Origin of the sequence: Streptomyces sp. NPDC091376 (genome assembly GCF_044757085.1) — a bacterium.
In the GTDB taxonomy this organism is placed as follows: Bacteria; Actinomycetota; Actinomycetes; order Streptomycetales; family Streptomycetaceae; genus Streptomyces; species Streptomyces pratisoli.
On record NZ_JBIVUF010000001.1, the window covers coordinates 914,075 to 931,665 of the forward strand.

Annotated in this window: 18 protein-coding genes; 10 read left to right on the plus strand and 8 right to left on the minus strand. The window is 70.5% G+C overall.

Features of this window, described 5'->3' with window-relative positions:
* Positions 1-16 precede the first annotated feature (16 nt).
* Entirely contained in the window at positions 17-1,654 is a 1,638-nt protein-coding gene (locus ACIQMR_RS04110) for a streptophobe family protein (protein WP_401382552.1), read from the minus strand.
* 244 nt (positions 1,655-1,898) lie between these two features.
* Here ACIQMR_RS04110 and ACIQMR_RS04115 point away from each other — a divergent pair, with 244 nt between their 5' ends.
* Positions 1,899-4,463, plus strand: a complete 2,565-nt coding sequence (locus ACIQMR_RS04115) for an FHA domain-containing protein (protein ID WP_401382554.1) — start codon at positions 1,899-1,901, stop codon at positions 4,461-4,463.
* A gap of 90 nt (positions 4,464-4,553) precedes the next feature.
* Here the strand turns inward: ACIQMR_RS04115 and ACIQMR_RS04120 are convergent, their stop codons facing one another.
* The 3 genes from ACIQMR_RS04120 to ACIQMR_RS04130 form a co-directional block, all read right to left on the minus strand.
* On the minus strand, positions 4,554-5,318 hold the full coding sequence (locus tag ACIQMR_RS04120) for a transglycosylase SLT domain-containing protein (RefSeq protein WP_401382557.1): 765 nt from the start codon (positions 5,316-5,318) through the stop codon (positions 4,554-4,556).
* A gap of 304 nt (positions 5,319-5,622) precedes the next feature.
* Positions 5,623-6,738, minus strand: a complete 1,116-nt coding sequence (locus ACIQMR_RS04125; RefSeq protein WP_401382560.1) for an S-adenosylmethionine:tRNA ribosyltransferase-isomerase — start codon at positions 6,736-6,738, stop codon at positions 5,623-5,625.
* Positions 6,735-7,430 (minus strand): SDR family NAD(P)-dependent oxidoreductase, encoded by a 696-nt coding sequence (locus tag ACIQMR_RS04130; protein ID WP_401382562.1) that lies wholly within the window; start codon positions 7,428-7,430, stop codon positions 6,735-6,737. Before ACIQMR_RS04130 ends, ACIQMR_RS04125 begins: the two co-directional genes overlap by 4 nt.
* 200 nt (positions 7,431-7,630) lie before the next feature.
* Here ACIQMR_RS04130 and ACIQMR_RS04135 point away from each other — a divergent pair, with 200 nt between their 5' ends.
* The 3 genes from ACIQMR_RS04135 to ACIQMR_RS04145 all read left to right on the plus strand — a co-directional run bounded on the left by ACIQMR_RS04135 (position 7,631) and on the right by ACIQMR_RS04145 (position 9,840).
* Positions 7,631-8,788 carry a GAF domain-containing sensor histidine kinase gene (locus ACIQMR_RS04135; RefSeq protein ID WP_401382565.1) on the plus strand — a complete coding sequence of 386 codons (1,158 nt, stop codon included), beginning with the start codon at positions 7,631-7,633 and terminating at the stop codon, positions 8,786-8,788.
* Positions 8,781-9,425 carry a response regulator gene (locus tag ACIQMR_RS04140; RefSeq protein WP_401382566.1) on the plus strand — a complete coding sequence of 215 codons (645 nt, stop codon included), beginning with the start codon at positions 8,781-8,783 and terminating at the stop codon, positions 9,423-9,425. Before ACIQMR_RS04135 ends, ACIQMR_RS04140 begins: the two co-directional genes overlap by 8 nt.
* A 172-nt stretch (positions 9,426-9,597) precedes the next feature.
* A complete protein-coding gene (locus tag ACIQMR_RS04145; RefSeq protein ID WP_401382569.1) occupies positions 9,598-9,840 on the plus strand; it encodes a chaplin in 243 nt (80 codons plus the stop codon).
* Positions 9,841-10,088: 248 nt separating this feature from the next.
* Here the strand turns inward: ACIQMR_RS04145 and ACIQMR_RS04150 are convergent, their stop codons facing one another.
* Complete coding sequence (locus ACIQMR_RS04150) at positions 10,089-10,886, minus strand: hypothetical protein (protein WP_401382571.1); 798 nt, start codon at positions 10,884-10,886, stop codon at positions 10,089-10,091.
* 130 nt (positions 10,887-11,016) lie between these two features.
* Between ACIQMR_RS04150 and ACIQMR_RS04155 the strand changes: the two genes are divergently transcribed.
* The 4 genes from ACIQMR_RS04155 (at position 11,017) to ACIQMR_RS04170 (ending at position 14,329) form a co-directional block, all read left to right on the plus strand.
* A complete protein-coding gene (locus tag ACIQMR_RS04155; RefSeq protein WP_266375206.1) occupies positions 11,017-11,808 on the plus strand; it encodes an ABC transporter ATP-binding protein in 792 nt (263 codons plus the stop codon).
* Positions 11,809-11,899: 91 nt separating this feature from the next.
* Positions 11,900-12,328 (plus strand): NfeD family protein, encoded by a 429-nt coding sequence (locus ACIQMR_RS04160; protein ID WP_401382574.1) that lies wholly within the window; start codon positions 11,900-11,902, stop codon positions 12,326-12,328.
* A 150-nt stretch (positions 12,329-12,478) separates the two neighbouring features.
* Entirely contained in the window at positions 12,479-13,471 is a 993-nt protein-coding gene (locus ACIQMR_RS04165; RefSeq protein WP_401382575.1) for an SPFH domain-containing protein, read from the plus strand.
* A gap of 87 nt (positions 13,472-13,558) precedes the next feature.
* Positions 13,559-14,329: a sulfite exporter TauE/SafE family protein gene (locus tag ACIQMR_RS04170; RefSeq protein WP_401382577.1), complete on the plus strand. Its 771-nt coding sequence runs from the start codon at positions 13,559-13,561 to the stop codon at positions 14,327-14,329.
* A 60-nt stretch (positions 14,330-14,389) separates the two neighbouring features.
* Here the strand turns inward: ACIQMR_RS04170 and ACIQMR_RS04175 are convergent, their stop codons facing one another.
* The 3 genes from ACIQMR_RS04175 to ACIQMR_RS04185 form a co-directional block, all read right to left on the minus strand.
* Positions 14,390-14,920: an HNH endonuclease gene (locus ACIQMR_RS04175; RefSeq protein ID WP_266375214.1), complete on the minus strand. Its 531-nt coding sequence runs from the start codon at positions 14,918-14,920 to the stop codon at positions 14,390-14,392.
* A gap of 173 nt (positions 14,921-15,093) precedes the next feature.
* Positions 15,094-15,627 (minus strand): YbhB/YbcL family Raf kinase inhibitor-like protein, encoded by a 534-nt coding sequence (locus ACIQMR_RS04180; RefSeq protein ID WP_401382580.1) that lies wholly within the window; start codon positions 15,625-15,627, stop codon positions 15,094-15,096.
* Between the two features lie 61 nt (positions 15,628-15,688).
* Positions 15,689-16,471: a sporulation protein gene (locus ACIQMR_RS04185; RefSeq protein WP_358668298.1), complete on the minus strand. Its 783-nt coding sequence runs from the start codon at positions 16,469-16,471 to the stop codon at positions 15,689-15,691.
* Positions 16,472-16,559: 88 nt separating this feature from the next.
* Between ACIQMR_RS04185 and ACIQMR_RS04190 the strand changes: the two genes are divergently transcribed.
* On the plus strand, positions 16,560-17,210 hold the full coding sequence (locus ACIQMR_RS04190; RefSeq protein WP_401382583.1) for a DNA-3-methyladenine glycosylase: 651 nt from the start codon (positions 16,560-16,562) through the stop codon (positions 17,208-17,210).
* A gap of 117 nt (positions 17,211-17,327) precedes the next feature.
* Positions 17,328-17,591: hypothetical protein (locus tag ACIQMR_RS04195; RefSeq protein ID WP_401382586.1), on the plus strand; the 264-nt coding region annotated here is incomplete at its 3' end.

Consider the following 17,591-nt stretch of genomic DNA (forward strand, 5'->3'; position numbering starts at 1 on the left):
CCGACGGTACGGAACATCAGCGGCGCGCTCCCGGCGCCCCGGGAGGCGGTGGCTCATCGGGAGGCGTGTCCTGAGGCGGTCCGTCCCGGGGCCCCTCCGTACGCGGCCGCACCGTCGGCGGCAACCGCAGATAGGGGTTCGTATCCGCGTTCGGCGGGCGATACGGCACCGACGCCCGGTACGGCCCAGGGCCCGGGCGGCTTGCGGTGGACCGGGACGCGAGCGGGGACACCCGCCGGCCCGCGGCCCCGCACACGCACGCCAGGAGCGCACCCGCGGCCCCGGCTCCCGCGCCCCACGCCGCTCCCAGCGCCACCGCCGCGCCCGGTCGCCCGTGCAACTCGATCCCCGCCCCGAAGGCGTCGACCCCCAGCACCGACAGCGACGCGTCCGCGGACACCCGCGTCAGCCCCACCAGCAGCGGCAGGGCCACGGCCGTCGTCATACCCAGCGCCACCGCGCACCGCGCGGCGAAGGCCACCGTCCTGGCCCCGGCCGCGCGCGGTGTGCGGACCGCGGTCAGCACTCCCGCGCAGAGCATCGTCAGCGCACAGGCCACCGCCAGCAGCCACACCCGCCCGTCGAGCTCCGCCAGCGCTCCCACCGTGATCGGCCCGTCCGCCGAGATCCGCGACAGCTCGTCCAGCGGATCCGGCAGGAGTTCCGCCAGTCCGCCTGTCGCCCCTCCGTCCCACGGCACGAAGAGGCCCAGCGGGACCGCGAGCCACACCCCGTTCGGTGTGCCGAGCAGCGCCGCGCCGCCGATCCGGCCCGGATGCTCGTCACCGGCCGCTGCGTACGCGGCGGCCGCCGCCCCGGCCGCCACCGCGACGAGCAGCACCGTCACCAGCGCGGAGACGGCCGGCCGTACCAGCCGGTGCACCGCGTCCCAGCCGGACGGAAGCGGCGTACGACGTGATGCGAGGAGCGCGACGAGCAGTACGCCGAGCACCCAGAACAGCGCGCCCGCCAGTGAGTCGGCGGTGTCCACGGAGAAGCCGACCGACGCCTGCGCGCGCTCCAGGTCCCCGAGCCGGTCGGGAAGCAGCCCCGCGATGTCCCCGATCCCGCCGATGTCCCCGATCTCACCGCTGTCCCCGATCTCACCGAGCCCGGGAACCTCGATACCACCCTCGCCCTCGTCGGCCCCGTTCCCCGGCAGCTCGCCGATGCCCGGCGCATCCCCGTCGAACGTGATGACGTCGTGCCCGGCCCAGGCCAGCCAGCCGACCACGCCGAGGAACAGCCCCGTCAACACCGCGGCCCGCGCGGCCAGTTCCCTACCCCGCACATACGCCCCCGCGCCGCGCAGCGACCGGAGGAAGAAGTGCGCGAGCAGTACCGCCCCGACCAGGCTCACCCCGAGTGGCGTGATGTCGACCGCCGTCGTCGCCTCCGCACCCTCCAGGCCGAACACGGACACATCGCCCGACGGCGTCACCGAACCGCCCACCGCCAGCACCGTCACCGCCGCTGTCATCGGGCCCAGCGCCCCGGCCGAGTCGGCGCCCAGCAGATGCAGTCCGAGCGCGGCGGTCGCAGCCATACCCGCCATCGCCCAGCTCACGGCGGCGATTGAGCCGAGGACCACATCCGTCCACGGCACACCGTCACGCACGCCGACCGCCGGGAGCCCGTCGCTGCTCGCCGCCATCAGGACCCCCCGATCCGTACGGACTTGTCCCTTCGTGCATGATCCGTGTGCACTCATGGGCGCTTACCACTCTCCGGGGGTGTTTCTCCTCCGTCAACGGCGCATCGAAGGAAGCCTCGACGCCGTCTTCACAAGGCCCGACTTTCGGATACGGGACTGCTCCTGAAATAGTTCCTCACGATGTTCACCATCCCTAGACTCCCTGCGACGGGGGTAACTCGGGGGACAACTAGTGGGGCATGGAGTGCCGGAACTCGTACTGGAATTGAACGGAAGGACCTGGACCCTCGATCCGTCCAGGTCGTACACCATCGGACGTGATCCGCAGGGCGACCTGGTGATCGACGACGCCAGAGTGTCGTGGCGGCACGCCACGATCAGCTGGGGCGGCCAAAGTTGGGTCATCGAGGACCACGGCAGCACCAACGGCACCTATGTGCAGGGCCGGCGCATCCACCAGATGGAGATCGGTGCCGGCGCCGCGGTGCACCTCGGCAACGCCACCGACGGCCCGCGGCTGAGTGTGTCCGGCGCCGCGGGGGCGTACAGCGCGCAAGGCGCCGCCTCGCAGCAGGCCCCCGCGCAGCAGGCGCAGCAGGGCTGGGCGCAGCAGGCCCCTCAGGCGCAGCAGGCTCCTCATGCCCAGCAGGCGCAGCAGGCGCAGGCTCCGCAGCAGCAGTGGCAGCAGCCGCCCGCGGCCCACGTCCCGCACCAGCAGGGACCGCAGGACCCGTACGTCCAGAAGACTCCCGGTGGTGCCGCGGGGGCTCCGCCGGTCTACGGCGACCGCAGCCCCACCACGTTCCACCAGCTCTCCCTCGGCCGGGTGATGCGCATCGGCCGTGCGCTGGAGAACGAGCTGGTCGTCTCCGACCTCCAGGTCTCGCGCCACCACGCCGAGTTCCACGCGACGCCCGACGGCCGTTTCGAGATCCACGACCTCGGTTCCCACAACGGCACCTACGTCAACGGCCAGCCGCTCGCCAAGTCCGGCACCGCGCTCATCGGCCCGAACGACATCGTCGGCGTCGGTCACTCCACGTTCCGGCTCATCGGCGACCGGCTCGAGGAGTTCGTCGACACCGGTGAGGTCTCCTTCTCCGCCCGCCACCTCACGGTGACGGTCGACGGCGGCAAGCAGATCCTCAAGGACGTCTCCTTCGGCGTCCCGGAGAAGTCGCTCGTCGCGGTCATCGGCCCGTCCGGCTCCGGCAAGTCGACGCTGCTGAAGGCCCTCACGGGTTACCGCCCGGCCAACCAGGGCGATGTCCTCTACGACAACCGGAACCTGTACAAGCAGTTCGCCGAGCTGCGTCAGCGCATCGGTCTGGTCCCGCAGGACGACATCCTGCACAAGGAACTGACCGTCAAGAAGGCGCTCAAGTACGCCGCCAAGCTGCGCTTCCCCGCGGACACCAGCGAGCAGGAGCGCGCGCAGCGCATCGACGAGGTGCTGCGCGAGCTGAAGCTGGACATCCACAAGGACAAGAGGGTCACCTCCCTCTCCGGCGGTCAGCGCAAGCGCGTCTCCGTCGCCCTGGAGCTGCTGACCAAGCCCTCCCTGATCTTCCTGGACGAGCCGACCTCCGGCCTCGACCCGGGCATGGACCGCGATGTCATGCAGTTGCTGCGCGGCCTCGCCGACGACGGCCGCACCGTCCTCGTCGTCACGCACTCCGTGGCCGAGCTGGCGCTGTGCGACAAGCTGCTCGTGATGGCGCCCGGCGGTTCGGTGGCCTACTTCGGTCCGCCGGAGGAGGCATTGAACTTCTTCGGCTACGACACCTGGGCCGATGTCTTCTCCGCCTTCGAGAACTACCGCGACTACGACTGGGCGGGCCGCTGGAAGGGCTCGCAGCACTACCAGATGTACGCCGCGGACATCGACGCCGTCGCCCCGCAGTCGGTGCACATGCCGCCGCCGCAGGCGATCAGGCCGCCCAAGCCGCAGGGCTGGTTCTCCCAGCTCACCACGCTGATCAGGCGCTATGTCTCGGTGATCGCCTCGGACCGCGGCTTCCTGGCGCTGATGGTGATCCTGCCGGCCGTCCTCGGCGCGGTGAGCCTGCTCATCGATCCGGACAAGGGCCTGCTGCCCAACGGGGTGAACCCGCAGAGCGGCCGGGTCATCCCCAACGGCACGGCCACGACCGTGCTGCTGATCCTCGCGGTCGGCGCCTGCTTCGCCGGCGCCGCCAACTCGGTCCGTGAGCTGATCAAGGAACGGGTGATCTACGAACGGGAGCGCGCGACGGGCCTGTCCCGCTCCGCGTATCTGATGTCGAAGGTCATCGTCCTCGGCATGATCACGGTGTTCCAGGGCGCGCTGGTGGGCGTCATCGGCTTCTCCACCCGTGAGATTCCCGAGGAGGGCCTCGTCCTCGGCGGCTCCACGCTCCTGGAGCTCTCGCTCCCGATCATGGCGCTCGGATTCACCTCGATGATGTTCGGCCTGATCATCTCGGCGCTCGTGAAGACGGCCGAGAAGACCATGCCGCTGCTGGTGATGTTCGCGATCGTCCAGGTGGTCTTCACCGGCTGTCTGTTCATCCTGAACGGCACCGTCGGCGTGAACGAGTTCTCGTATCTGATGCCGTCCCGCTGGGCGGTCGCCGCCGCGGGCGCCACGCTGGACTTCAACAAGATCAGTCCGAACCAGGACGACCCCGGCAACACGGACCCGCTGTGGGACCACGAGATCGGGGCCTGGGGCCTGGACATGGCCGCCCTGCTGGCGCTGGGCGCGCTGTGCGGCTTCTTCGTGGCCCGGTTCCTGCGCCGCCACGAGCCCGAGGTCATGCGCAAGTAGCCGCGACGCGCGGCGGCATACGGCCGGCGACGACGCCGAAGGGCGGCACCCCGTGCGGGGTGCCGCCCTTCGGCGTGTGCGCAGCGTCCGTCAGTAGGCGCTGTTCACGTTGTCCATCGAGCCGTACCGGTCGGCCGCGTAGTTGCAGGCGGCGACGATGTTGGCGACCGGATCGTACTGGTCCCAGGAGGTGCCGGGGATGTGGTACGCGTCGAAGGTGGGCTTGATGACCTGCAGCAGGCCCTTCGACGGGACACCGTTGATGGCGTTGATGTCCCAGTTGTTGATCGCGCGCGGGTTGCCGGAGGACTCGCGCATGATGTTCTTGTGGATGCCGTGGTAGGTGCCCGGGATGTTGTGCTTCTTCATGATGTCGAGCGCCTCGCGGATCCAGCCGTCCAGGTTGTTCGCGTAGACGGGCTTACGGGCGGCCGCACGGCTGGCGGCCTGCTCCGCGGCGCGCTTCTTGGCGGCGGCCTGGGCCTGCGCCTTGGCCTTGGCCGCGGCGGCGACCTTGGCCTCGGCGGCAGCGGCGGCCTTCGCCTGGGCGGCGGCAGCGGCCTTGGCGTTGGCGGCGGCCTGGGCCTTGGCCTGGGCGGCGACCTTGACTTGGGCGGCCGTGAAGGCGTTCTGCTCGGCGATGCTGGTCTGGAGGGCGGTGGCCTTCGCGGTGTCGACCGAGGAGGACCACGCGACCTGGGAGGCCGGCACGGCCTGCGTCTCGCTGCCGGCGACGGCGTTGCCCGGGACGAGCGAGAACGCGACGGCGGAGGCGGCAACGGCGGCCAGACCGGCAATCGAGAACTTGTGGGTCTTGGACATACGGCGGGAGCCGGGGGTGCGGGACGCGGACATGCGAGACGTACCTCTTCGAATAGCGGGAGTCGCTTCGGCCGGGAGGCGCAACGCCTGCTCGGCGGCGACGAACGCAATTCTTAGCGGCAGCAAAATCCTGTGGCAAAGGTGTGACGTACTATCCCCGATAGTGGACCCGGAAGCCGCAAAATCGGACAAGTCACCCATGCTGTGCTGCTCACATGTCCCTTATGTGTCCACTAGGGCGCTTCGTAAGTGACCTGGGTCCTATGCGCGGGCTCACATCGAACGCGTAACAGCATCACCAAGCGTTGCTCCAGCAATGCATTGAGTGAGTGCCGTACTACGGGAGGATGAGGTGCATGTCGCCGAACTCGTGCCAGAGGTAGAGTCGCTCCAGCGCTTCGGAGTAGCTCCTGGCCAGCACCTCCGGCCCGGCGATCGCCGCCAGCATGAGCAGATGCGAGGCCGCGGGCTCGTGCAGCCCCGTCAGCAGGCCGTCCACCACCCGCACCCCGCGCGCGGGCGTGACGACGAGATCCGTCCACCCCGAGGCCGCCCGTACCCTCCCGTCCGCCCCCGACGCCGACTCCAGCGCCCGCACCGCCGTCGTCCCGACCGCGACGATCCGCCCGCCCGTCTCCCGGCCGGCGGCCCCCGACGGGACGTCCCGCGCCGCGCTGCGACGCCCGCGCGCCGCGTTCACCAGCCACGCCGTGGACGCCGGCACCTCGAACCGCTCCGGGTACGGCGGCTCGTGCGCCTCCGCCGACGCCACCCCCGTGTGCAGCGTGACGGGAGCGAACTGCACACCCCGCCGCACCAGCTCCGCGACCAGCCGCTCCGTGAAGGGACGCGCGGCACTGGGCATCTCCGCGGAGCCCGCGCCGCGCGGCGAGGGCAGCGCGAACACCGACTGGTACGCGGACAGAGGCTGGTCCCGCACGGTGTAGCGGTAGCGGATGGGCCGGCCGTACCGCCGCATCAGCGCCGGCACGTCCACGGACACCGTGGCCCACCACAGCCGGTCCGCCCCCGCCACCAGGGGCTCCTCCGGTACGAGCAGCCCGCCCCCGGGAAGCCGTATCCGCGCGCCCGCCGGACCTCCCGGCCTCGGCAGAGTGCTGCCCGTCCCGTCCGGGGTACGCAGCTCCACCGCCCACCGGCCGGCCGCGGACTCCGTCCCGGGGTGTCCCCGGTCCCCGCGCGTCGAGAAGTGCACGACCAGCCGCTCCCCTCCCAGCCGCCCGTTCACGGCCGCCGGAAGCGTCGGCGACGTGTTCACCACCAGAACGTCCCCGGCCCGCAGCACCCCCGGCAGCTCACCGAAGGCGCGGTGCGACACCTCCGTCCCGCGCGACACCATCAGCCGTACGTCGTCCCGCCCGGACCCGCGCTCCTCGGCCGGCACCCGGGCCGACAGCTCCTGGGGCACCCGGAGCGACTCCAGCACGCTCATCGCGCCGCGGCCAGGGCAGGCGCCGCGTACCGGCCGCTCACCGGGCGCTCGTCCAGCAGCCGCAGGAACCCCGGCACCACGCTCCCCGGGCCCGGCCTCGGCTCGTCGTCGTCCGGCACCGCCGCCGCGTACAGATCCGTCTGCATGTCGCCCGGGTCGACCGTCCACACCCGCAGCCCCGGCTCCTCCACGGCGAGCACCGCCGCCAGCTGATCCAGCGCCGCCTTCGAGGCGCCGTAACCGCCCCAGGTCTCGTACGCCTCGGCCGCCGCGTCCGACGAGACCGCGATCACCGCCCCCGGCGAGCCCGCCCGCAGCAGCGGAAGCGACTCCTGCACCAGCCCCAGCGCCGCCACCACATTGGTCTCCAGCGCCGACCGCAGCCCGTCCAGCGCCAGCTCCTCCAACCGCACCAGCGGCTCGGCGCCCAGCGCACTGGCATTGCTCACCAGCAACTCGAGCGAGCCGAGCTCCCGGGCCGCGGACACCAGCTCCGTACGGTGCCGGGCGTCGGTGACGTCCCCGGGCACCGCCGTCACCCGCGTCCCGTGGCGCCGCAGCGCCCGCGCCGACTCCTCCAGTACGCCCGCCGTGCGCGCGTCCAGCACCAGATCCCAGCCGCGCCGTGCGAGCGCCGCCGCCAGTGCGTGTCCGAGCCCCTTCGAAGCCCCCGTGATGATCGCGACAGGCATGACGTCCGTCCCCTCTGTTCCGTTGCCGGCCGGTGTTCCGACGCCGTCCGGATGCCCCTCAGGCTCGCTCCCGGCAGCCGCCCGCCGCCTCGTCCCCGGGCCCTTACCGGGCAGGGCACTTCGACCTAGGTCCGCGGTCCTCCCCAGGGGCCGCCCACAGCCCGATACGCACCGTCACACCCCGCCGGTACCGTGATCCCATGAGCCATCGACCGAGCTCCGGCCTCGCCGCCGTGAGCACCGCTCTCCTCGCGATGAGCAGGCATCTGGAGGTGCGCGACGTCCTCAAGACGATCGTCGCCTCGGCCCGCGAGCTGCTCGACGCGGAGTACGCGGCGCTGGGCGTCCCCGACGATCACGGAGGCTTCGCCCAGTTCGTCGTCGACGGGGTCAGCGACGAGCAGTGGCGGGCGATCGGGCCGCTCCCGCGCCAGCACGGCATCCTCGCCGCGATGCTCAGGGACGCGCACCCCGAGCGGCTCGCGGACGTGCGGAAGGACCCCCGCTTCGAGGGCTGGCCCTCCGCCCACCCCGACATGTCCGACTTCCTGGGCCTGCCCGTCAAGGACGGCGACGAGACGATCGGCGCGCTGTTCCTCGCCAACAAGCGGTGCTCCAGGCCCCCCTCCTCCCGGGGGGCGGAGTGCGGCTTCACCGAGGAGGACGAGGAACTGCTCTCGATCCTCGCCCAGCACGCCGCGATCGCCCTCACCAACGCCCGGCTCTACGAGCGCAGCCGCGAGCTCACCATCGCCGAGGAGCGTTCCCGTCTCGCCCATGAGCTCCACGACGCCGTCAGCCAGAAGCTGTTCTCGCTCAGGCTGACCGCCCAGGCCGCGGCCCGCCTCGTGGACCGCGACCCGGTCCGCGCCAAGGGCGAACTGCAGCAGGTCGCCCTTCTCGCCGCCGAGGCCGCGGACGAGCTGCGGGCGGCCGTCGTCGAGCTGCGCCCCGCCGCCCTGGACGAGGACGGCCTGGTCAACACGCTGCGTACGCACGTCCAGGTGCTCGACCGCGCCCACACCGCGCGCGTCACCTTCGACAGCCGCGGGGTCCGGGCGCTGCCGGCCTCCCAGGAGGAGGCGCTGCTGCGGGTCGCCCAGGAGGCCCTGCACAACGCCCTGCGGCACTCGGACGCGGAGCTCGTGGCCGTCAGCCTGGCTCGCCGCGGGCAGGGCGCGGTCCTCAGCGTCACCGACGACGGCAAGGGCTTCGAGCCCGGCACGGTCCGCAGGGCCGGCCGCCACCTCGGTCTCGTCTCCATGGGGGACCGGGCGGGCGGCGTGGGCGGCACACTCACGGTGGAATCGGCGCCCGGCAAGGGCACCACGGTCGAGATGGAGGTCCCCGGTGGCTGACAGGACTATCCGGGTGCTGCTGGTGGACGACCATCAGGTGGTGCGCCGTGGTCTGCGTACGTTCCTGGAGGTGCAGGACGACATCGAGGTCGTGGGGGAGGCCGGAGACGGCGACGAGGGTGTCGCCCGCGCCGAGGAGCTGCGGCCCGACGTCGTCCTGATGGACGTGAAGATGCCCGGCACCGACGGCATCGAGGCCCTGCGCAAGCTCCGCGCCCTCGACAACACCGCCAAGGTGCTGATCGTCACCAGCTTCACCGAACAGCGCACGGTGGTCCCCGCCCTTCGCGCCGGAGCCTCGGGCTACGTCTACAAGGACGTGGACCCGGACGCGCTGGCCGGTGCGATCCGCTCCGTGCACGCGGGCCATGTGCTGCTCCAGCCCGAGGTGGCGGGCGCGTTGCTCGCCCAGGACGATCCCCACACCGGGCAGGGGAGGGGCACGTCACTCACCGAGCGCGAGCGGGAGGTGCTCGGGCTGATCGCCGACGGCCGCTCCAACCGGGAGATCGCCCGGGCGCTGGTCCTTTCGGAGAAGACGGTGAAGACCCATGTGTCGAACATTCTGATGAAGCTCGATCTCGCGGACCGCACGCAAGCGGCGCTCTGGGCCGTACGCCATGGACTCACCAGCTGATCGGAACGTTTCAGCAGGTCATCGGGGCCGGCGCGGCGGACCGCTCGGCTCCGGTGTGAGATTCATACCGTCGGGTGTATGTCGCCCACACGGCGTATCCCTCTCGTCCTCCGGCCGTTGTCCATGGCGAGCCGCGGCGGTCCGCCGCGGCGATGCCTAGGAGGATCCAGAAGTGAAGAACCTGAAGAAGGCCGTTGCCGTCTCGATGGTCGCCGGTGGGCTCGTGGCCGCCGGTGCCGGTATGGCGTCCGCCACCAGCGCGCACGCCGGCGGCTACACCGAGAACTCCCCGGGCGTCGGCTCCGGCAACCTGATTCAGGTGCCGGTCCACGTGCCGGTCAACGCCGTGGGCAACACCGTCAACGTCATCGGCGCCCTGAACCCCGCCTTCGGCAACGAGGGCGTCAACGGCTGAACGAGCCGGTCCTCGTTCGCGGGCGAACCGAGCCCGTCCGGCACGCGAGCACGGCCACACCGGCCGCCGTCACGGCGGCCGGTCGGCATGTGCGGCCGCCGCGCGGCGCCTCCCGCGCCGCCGATCGGACGGGCCTCGGGGTTGTCCGCGACCGCGGGTCCAGGAGCCCGCGGTCGCCCGCCGCGAGTGCACCGGGAGCCAGCCGCGAGTCCGGCGCGAGTCCACCTCCGTGGAGCCGGACGCCCGCGTCAGCGCCTCCCGTCGCGCTCCTGCTCCTCCACGTACGCGTTGTACGCGGCCACCAGGGCGCGCCGCGCGACGCGCTCCACGGGCCGGAGCGCCGCGCCCCGCGCCGCCATCTCGGAGGCGCTCATCGCCCCGCCGTGCCCGTTCTCGTACGCCAGCGAGATCAGCAGCCCGATCCGCTGGGCCAGCTCCAGCACCCGTGCCGCACGCGGCGGGTACCCGGGCGCCAGCACCTCATGGCCGGCACTCGCCTCCGCCCGCGCCCGGAAAGCGTCGACCGCGGCCTGGGCCACCGGGCCGGAGGCCGCCACATCGAGCCGCGACAGCACCTCGGTCGCCTCTCGCAGCCCCTCCGCCAGCTCCCGCTCCGCCTCCGAGAGCGAGGGCACATCGGCCGGCGGGGCCTCCCGGACGGGCAGACAGTGCCAGACGACCTCGACATGCACATCACCGGCGGGACCCGCCTCGTGCACCTCGGGCACCAGCCCGTACGCGGCGCCGTGGCAGACCGCCGCCTCCTCCGCGTCCAGCGCCCGCGCGTTGAAGTCCGGCGGACCGCTGAGCCCGAGCGGGTGCCCCGGGGCGGGCAGCGCGACCCGGAAGCCACGCGCTCCGAGCCCGCGCAGCCGCCCCAGCGCCAGCGTGAGCCCGACCGGCCCCGTCTCACCCGGCAGACCCTCCACACGGTGCACCGCGTCGTCCCCGACAATCGCGATCACTGCGTCATCTGGTGATACAAATCCGGCCAAAAGGGCATTTCCCCATGCCGCCAGCCGTCCTGAACGTGGTTCCGAGAGCATGGACCCAGCCTAGGTACCGGACCGGGGACAGGAGTACGTGACGGGTGGCGTAGGTTTACTGGGGAGCCGCGCCCACAGGCGCACAGGGCCCGAGAACCTCAAGACGATTGCATGGGGAGACAACGCGCTCATGAGCGATGTACTGGAGCTGGTGGACGTATCCGTGGTCCGCGACGGACGCGCTCTGGTGGACGACGTCTCCTGGTCGGTCAAGGAAGGCGAGCGCTGGGTGATCCTCGGCCCCAACGGCGCCGGCAAGACCACCCTCCTCAACATCGCGTCCAGCTACCTCTTCCCCACCACCGGCACCGCCACCGTCCTCGGCGACCGGCTCGGCAAGGTCGACGTCTTCGAGCTCCGCCCCCGTATCGGCGTGGCCGGCATCGCCATGGCCGAGAAGCTGCCCAAGCGCCAGACCGTGCTGCAGACCGTCCTCACCGCCGCCTACGGAATGACCGCCACCTGGCACGAGGACTACGACGCCGTCGACGAGGAGCGCGCCCGCGCCTTCCTCGACCGCCTCGGCATGTCCGAGTACCTGGACCGCAAGTTCGGCACCCTCTCCGAGGGCGAGCGCAAGCGCACCCTCATCGCCCGCGCGATGATGACCGACCCCGAGCTGCTGCTCCTCGACGAGCCCGCCGCCGGGCTCGACCTCGGCGGCCGCGAGGACCTGGTCCGCCGTCTCGGCCGCCTCGCCCGCGACCAGTTCGCCCCCTCCATGATCATGGTGACCCACCATGTCGAGGAGATCGCGCCGGGCTTCACCCACGTCCTCATGATCCGGCAGGGCAAGGTGCTCGCCGCGGGCCCCATGGAGACCGAGCTCACCTCCCGCAACCTCTCCCTCTGCTTCGGCCTGCCGCTCGTCGTCGAGCGCAACGGCGAGCGCTGGACGGCCCAGGGCCTCCCGCTCTCCTGACGCCCCGCCATCACACCGCCCACCCGCCCCACGCCGCCGCATTCCTGATCGCGCCCTGTCGGGGCGGCGTTCGCGGTCCTACGATGCCCATGTGGACATCGACGCATGGGTGTGGTGGCTCATCGCAGCGGTGGGACTGGGCATCCCGCTCGTGCTCACCGCCATGCCCGAATTCGGGATGCTCTCCGCCGGAGCCGTCGCGGGAGCCGTCACCGCGGGGCTCGGCTTCGGCGTGGTGAGCCAAGTGGTCGTCTTCGCCGCGGTGTCGGTCGCGCTCATCGCGGTCGTCCGGCCCATCGCCGCCCGCCACAGCTCGCAGCGCCCCCAACTGGCCACTGGAATCGACGCGCTGAAAGGCCGTCAGGCCGTCGTGCTGGAACGGGTGGACAGCGACGGGGGCCGCATCAAGCTCGCCGGAGAGATCTGGTCGGCCCGTGCGCTCGACGCCTCACGGGCCTTCGAACCCGGGGAGCAGGTCGACGTGGTCGAGATCGACGGGGCGACCGCCGTGGTGATGTGACAGCTCATGCGACATCTCATGTGACAGTTCGTCATGACCATGTGGCCGAACCTCACCCACGAACGCCCGCGGTCTGGGAAACTCGATCATCAGACTCGTCCGGTACATCATCCGGTAGTTCATCCGGCAGCGAAGGGCACGGGAAGCACGATGCCATCGATCATCATCGTTCTGGTCATTCTGGTGGTGCTGGTCTTCATCGCCCTGATCAAGACGATCCAGGTCATCCCCCAGGCCAGTGCCGCCATCGTCGAGCGTTTCGGCCGGTACACCCGCACCCTCAACGCGGGCCTGAACATCGTGGTCCCGTTCATCGACTCGATCCGCAACCGGATCGACCTCCGTGAGCAGGTCGTCCCCTTCCCGCCCCAGCCGGTGATCACCCAGGACAACCTCGTCGTCAACATCGACACCGTCATCTACTACCAGGTGACCGACGCCCGCGCCGCGACCTACGAAGTCGCCAGCTACATCCAGGCGATCGAGCAGCTCACCGTCACCACCCTGCGCAACATCATCGGCGGCATGGACCTGGAGCGGACCCTCACCTCCCGCGAGGAGATCAACGCGGCCCTGCGCGGCGTCCTCGACGAGGCCACCGGCAAGTGGGGCATCCGCGTCAACCGGGTCGAGCTCAAGGCCATCGAACCCCCGACCTCCATCCAGGACTCGATGGAGAAGCAGATGCGCGCCGACCGTGACAAGCGCGCCGCCATCCTCACCGCCGAGGGCATCCGCCAGTCCCAGATCCTCACCGCGGAAGGCGAGAAGCAGTCCGCGATCCTCCGCGCCGAAGGTGAGGCCAAGGCCGCCGCCCTGCGCGCCGAGGGCGAGGCGCAGGCCGTCCGTACGGTCTTCGAGGCGATCCACGCCGGCGACCCCGACCAGAAGCTCCTCTCGTACCAGTACCTCCAGATGCTCCCGAAGATCGCCGAGGGCGACGCCAACAAGCTCTGGATCGTGCCCAGCGAGATCGGCGACGCCCTCAAGGGCCTCTCCGGAGCCATCGGCAGCTTCGGCGGCCCCCTCTCCGGCAACAACGGAGGCGGCAACGGCAACGCGAACCAGCAGAGCGGGAACGGGGGCAACATCCCCCGCCAGAGCGGCGGCACGGAGCGACGCGAGCAGCCCCCGATCGACTGACACCGTCGCGCGATCATGCGTGATCAGGTGCGGCCCCCCGACCTTCATGGCGGGGAGGCGACACACTGATCATGTGAGGAGAGGGCCTTGTCCGTCTGGGAAGCGATCGCGATCTTCGCCGCCGGTACGGCAGCGGGCACGATCAACACCATCGTCGGCTCGGGAACCCTCATCACCTTCCCCGTCCTGCTCGCCACCGGCCTCCCACCGGTCACCGCCACCGTCTCCAACGGCCTCGGCCTGATACCGGGATCGATCAGCGGAGCCATCGGCTACCGCGCCGAACTCACCGGCCAGCGCCGGCGCATCCTCCGCCTCGGCACGGCCGCCCTCATCGGCGGCCTCTGCGGCGCGATGCTGCTGCTCCTGCTGCCCCCGACGGCCTTCGAGACCATCGTCCCGGTACTCGTCGCGCTCGCCCTCGTCCTCGTGGTCCTGCAGCCCCGTATCTCCGCGGCCGTCCAGCGCCGCCGCGAGCGCAACGGCAACGTGGACCCGCACCCCGACGGCGGACCGCTCCTCATCACGTCCGTGATGCTCGCCAGCGTCTACGGCGGCTACTTCACCGCGGCCCAGGGGATCATCTACCTCTCCCTCATGGGCATGCTGCTCCACGACAGCCTGCAACGCCTCAACGCCACCAAGAACGTGCTCGCCGCGATCGTCAATTCCGTGGCCGCACTCTTCTTCCTCTTCGTCGCCCACTTCGACTGGACCGCCGTCCTGCTGATCGCCGTAGGCTCCGCCATCGGCGGCCAGATCGGCGCCAAGATCGGCCGCAGACTCTCCCCGGTGGTACTGCGCACCACGATCGTCGTCGTCGGCACGGTCGCCATCGTCCAACTCCTGATGCGCTGACACACAAAAGCCCGCCTCCCGAAGGAGGCGGGCTCTCACCTCACAGAACCGCGTACGCACCTACGCCGCGGACCGCTCGACGGACTCCGTGCCGTGCTGCGCCAGCCACTCCGGCAGCGCCGACCGCTCACCCGCCCGCAGCGCCAGCAGCATCGCGTCCGCCGGCGTCGGTACGAAGGGCTCGTGCAGCAGCGGCATCCCCGCCTGCTCCGGCGTACGGTCCGCCTTGCGGTGATTGTCCTCGGCGCAGGACGCGACCGTGTTCAGCCAGCTGTCCGCACCACCCCGCGACCGCGGCACCACATGGTCCACGGTCGTCGCCCGCCTCCCGCAGTACGCGCACCGGTGCTGGTCCCGGACCAGCACACCGCGTCTCGACCACGGCGCCTGTCTTCGGAACGGCACCCGCACGTATCTGCAGAGCCTGATCACCCGGGGCACCGGAAGCTCGACCGCCGCCGCACGGACACGGAGAGCGGGGTGGGCCTGCTCGACGACGGCCTTGTCCTGCAGCACGAGCACCACCGCACGGTTGAGTGTCACCGTCGAAAGCGGCTCGAAGCTCGCATTCAGTACCAGCGTGTCCCGCATTGTGCCCCACCTCCCGTGTGCCGGCCCGGCCCTAGTGGCGGGCTCTGGGCTTGGATCAACTCTGGCCGGGCACGCCGCGATGGACAACGCAATATCCGCGCACAACGAAAGATGCCCGCTCCTGATCTCTCCAAGACCAGGAGCGGGCAAACAACAGGCGAACCCTCGGAAAGCTACCCGCGGTTCTCGTACTCGCCGATCAGCTCGGCACGCGCCAGGGCGTGGAACCGCAGATTGAAGCCCACGACGGCCGGCGACACGTCGTCGCCGGGACCCAGCTTCTCGCTGTCCACCGCGTACACGGTGAACACATAGCGGTGCGGACCGTCACCGGGAGGCGGAGCGGCCCCGCCGAAGTCCTTCGACCCGTAGTCGTTGCGGACATGGACGGCTCCCGGGGGCAGCCCCTCGAACTTCCCGCCGCCCGCACCCGCCGGCAGCTCCGTCACCGACGCCGGGATGTCGAACAGCACCCAGTGCCAGAACCCGCTGCCCGTCGGGGCGTCCGGATCGAAGCACGTCACGGCGAAGCTCTTCGTCTCCGCCGGGAAGCCCTCCCACCGCAGCTGCGGCGAGGTGTTCCCCGCCGAGTGGACCTGGGCGTCCTTCAGAAAAGCTCCGGGCTCGACATCGGTGCTCGTCACGGTGAACGACGGCACCGGCGGATGGAAAGCATGAGGCAGCGGAGCTCTCTTCGCCTCGGTCACGTCTGAACCTCCGAATCCGGCAGTCCTGCGCGTACGCGCCTACGGCACCGAGCCTAGAGCCCTACAGCCAGTTACGACGGCCGCCGACATCAGCGAGCCACTGGTTGAGGTACGCGCCGAAGTCGGTCGTCTGGAAGTTGTGCAGATCCACCTTGAACGCCCGGTACGAGTCGCTGCCCTCGCTGAACAGCCCCGGCTTCTTGTCCATCTCCAGCACGACGTCCATCTCACGGTCGTCGGCGATGAAGGTGAGCTCCACCTGGTTCAGCCCGCGGTACTGCTGCGGCGGGAAGAACTCGATCTCCTGGTAGAACGGCAGCCGCTGACGGGTCCCGCGAATGTGACCGCGCTCCATGTCCGCGCTCTTGAAGCGGAAGCCCAGCTGAATGAACGCGTCCAGGACCGCCTGCTGCGCCGGCAGCGGGTGCACGTTGATCGGGTCCAGGTCACCCGAGTCAAGGGCGCGCGCGATCTCCAGCTCCGTCGTCACACCGATGTTCATGCCGCGCAGCTGCTGCCCGGCGATCGCCGTGACCGGCGTCTCCCACGGGATCTCCAGCCCGAACGGCACCACGTGCACCGCCCCGGCCTGCACCTCGAAGGCACCCCCGAGACGCTGCTTCGTGAACTCGATGTCCTGCTTGACCTCCTGGTCCCCGCCTTCCACCTCGACGCGGGCCTGCAGACCGACGGAGAGACCCTCGATCTGCTGGTTCACCGAACCGCCCTGGATACGCACCTCGCCCTGGACGACCCCGCCCGGAACGACGTTCGCCTCGGTGAGCTCGGTCTCGACGGAGGCACCGCCGGCCCCCATGCTCGCGAGCAGCCTCTTGAAGCCCATGTTCAATCCCTTCCTGGTTCTGACCCCTACATACGCGCGACGACGCTAGTCGGTTCCCTGACGACGGTGACGGGTACCCTCGGAGGCCATGTCCAAGAGCCCCGACCGTACGCCGCTGCCGCGGGACTTCTTCGACCGCCCGGTCCTCGACGTGGCCCCCGACCTCCTCGGCCGGACGCTGGTCCGCCACACGGAACACGGCACCATCGAACTCCGGCTCACCGAGGTGGAGGCCTACGCCGGCGAGGTCGACCCGGGCTCGCACGCCTTCCGCGGTCGCACCGCCCGCAACGGAGTCATGTTCGGCCCACCCGGACACGCGTACGTCTACTTCACGTACGGCATGTGGCACTGCCTCAACCTGGTGTGCGGTCCGGAGGGCAGGGCGAGCGGAGTCCTGCTGCGCGCGGGCGAGGTCCAAGTGGGCCAGGAGCTCGCGTTCAAACGTCGACTTTCGGCCCGCAACGACAGGGAACTGGCCAAAGGCCCGGCCCGCCTGGCCACGGCCCTCGACATCGACCGCACCCTCGACGGCGCGGACGTCTGCCGTGCCCAGGACGGCCAGACCGCTCCACTGGCCATCCTCACGGGCACACCCGCCGCTCCTGACCAGGTACGCAACGGCCCCCGCACGGGCGTCGGCGGCGACGGCGCGACTCACCCCTGGCGCTTCTGGATCGCAGACGACCCCACCGTGAGCCCCTACCGTGCCCACGCGCCACGCCGCAGGGCGACTTGACTCGGCGTAGCGAGACGCCTAACGTAGCCCGAGCCGCATGAACAGGGACTGCTGTTCTACAGCCCCCGAAGCGGCCATCCACTACCTACGACAAACCCAAGCGGGTTTGATTTCGGCATGCCGAAATTCGAACTCGATCGGCTCGATTATGAGCCGCCGGGAAAATCGGCTAGCGTAGTGAACACGCCGAAAGGCAGCCGAAAGGCAAAGGCCCTCCAACGGCCACTGGATACGAAATCCGAACCGGGAACGGAACGGAAAAAGAATCTGGTAAGGTTGGAAACACCGAAGGGAAGCGCCCGGAGGAAAGCCCGAAAGGGTGAGTACGAAGGAAGCGTCCGTTCCTTGAGAACTCAACAGCGTGCCAAAAATCAACGCCAG

Excerpts from the sequence above, each read along its gene's own strand:
- ACIQMR_RS04190 (WP_401382583.1), top strand. The coding sequence starts at position 16,560 with ATGTCCAAGAGCCCCGACCGTACGCCGCTGCCGCGGGACTTCTTCGAC.
- ACIQMR_RS04135 (WP_401382565.1), top strand. The coding sequence starts at position 7,631 with ATGAGCCATCGACCGAGCTCCGGCCTCGCCGCCGTGAGCACCGCTCTC.
- ACIQMR_RS04155 (WP_266375206.1), top strand. The coding sequence starts at position 11,017 with ATGAGCGATGTACTGGAGCTGGTGGACGTATCCGTGGTCCGCGACGGA.
- ACIQMR_RS04120 (WP_401382557.1), bottom strand. The coding sequence starts at position 5,318 with ATGTCCGCGTCCCGCACCCCCGGCTCCCGCCGTATGTCCAAGACCCAC.
- ACIQMR_RS04125 (WP_401382560.1), bottom strand. The coding sequence starts at position 6,738 with ATGAGCGTGCTGGAGTCGCTCCGGGTGCCCCAGGAGCTGTCGGCCCGG.
- ACIQMR_RS04150 (WP_401382571.1), bottom strand. The coding sequence starts at position 10,886 with ATGCTCTCGGAACCACGTTCAGGACGGCTGGCGGCATGGGGAAATGCC.
- ACIQMR_RS04175 (WP_266375214.1), bottom strand. The coding sequence starts at position 14,920 with ATGCGGGACACGCTGGTACTGAATGCGAGCTTCGAGCCGCTTTCGACG.
- ACIQMR_RS04185 (WP_358668298.1), bottom strand. The coding sequence starts at position 16,471 with ATGGGCTTCAAGAGGCTGCTCGCGAGCATGGGGGCCGGCGGTGCCTCC.
- ACIQMR_RS04130 (WP_401382562.1), bottom strand. The coding sequence starts at position 7,430 with ATGCCTGTCGCGATCATCACGGGGGCTTCGAAGGGGCTCGGACACGCA.
- ACIQMR_RS04110 (WP_401382552.1), bottom strand. The coding sequence starts at position 1,654 with ATGGCGGCGAGCAGCGACGGGCTCCCGGCGGTCGGCGTGCGTGACGGT.
- ACIQMR_RS04165 (WP_401382575.1), top strand. The coding sequence starts at position 12,479 with ATGCCATCGATCATCATCGTTCTGGTCATTCTGGTGGTGCTGGTCTTC.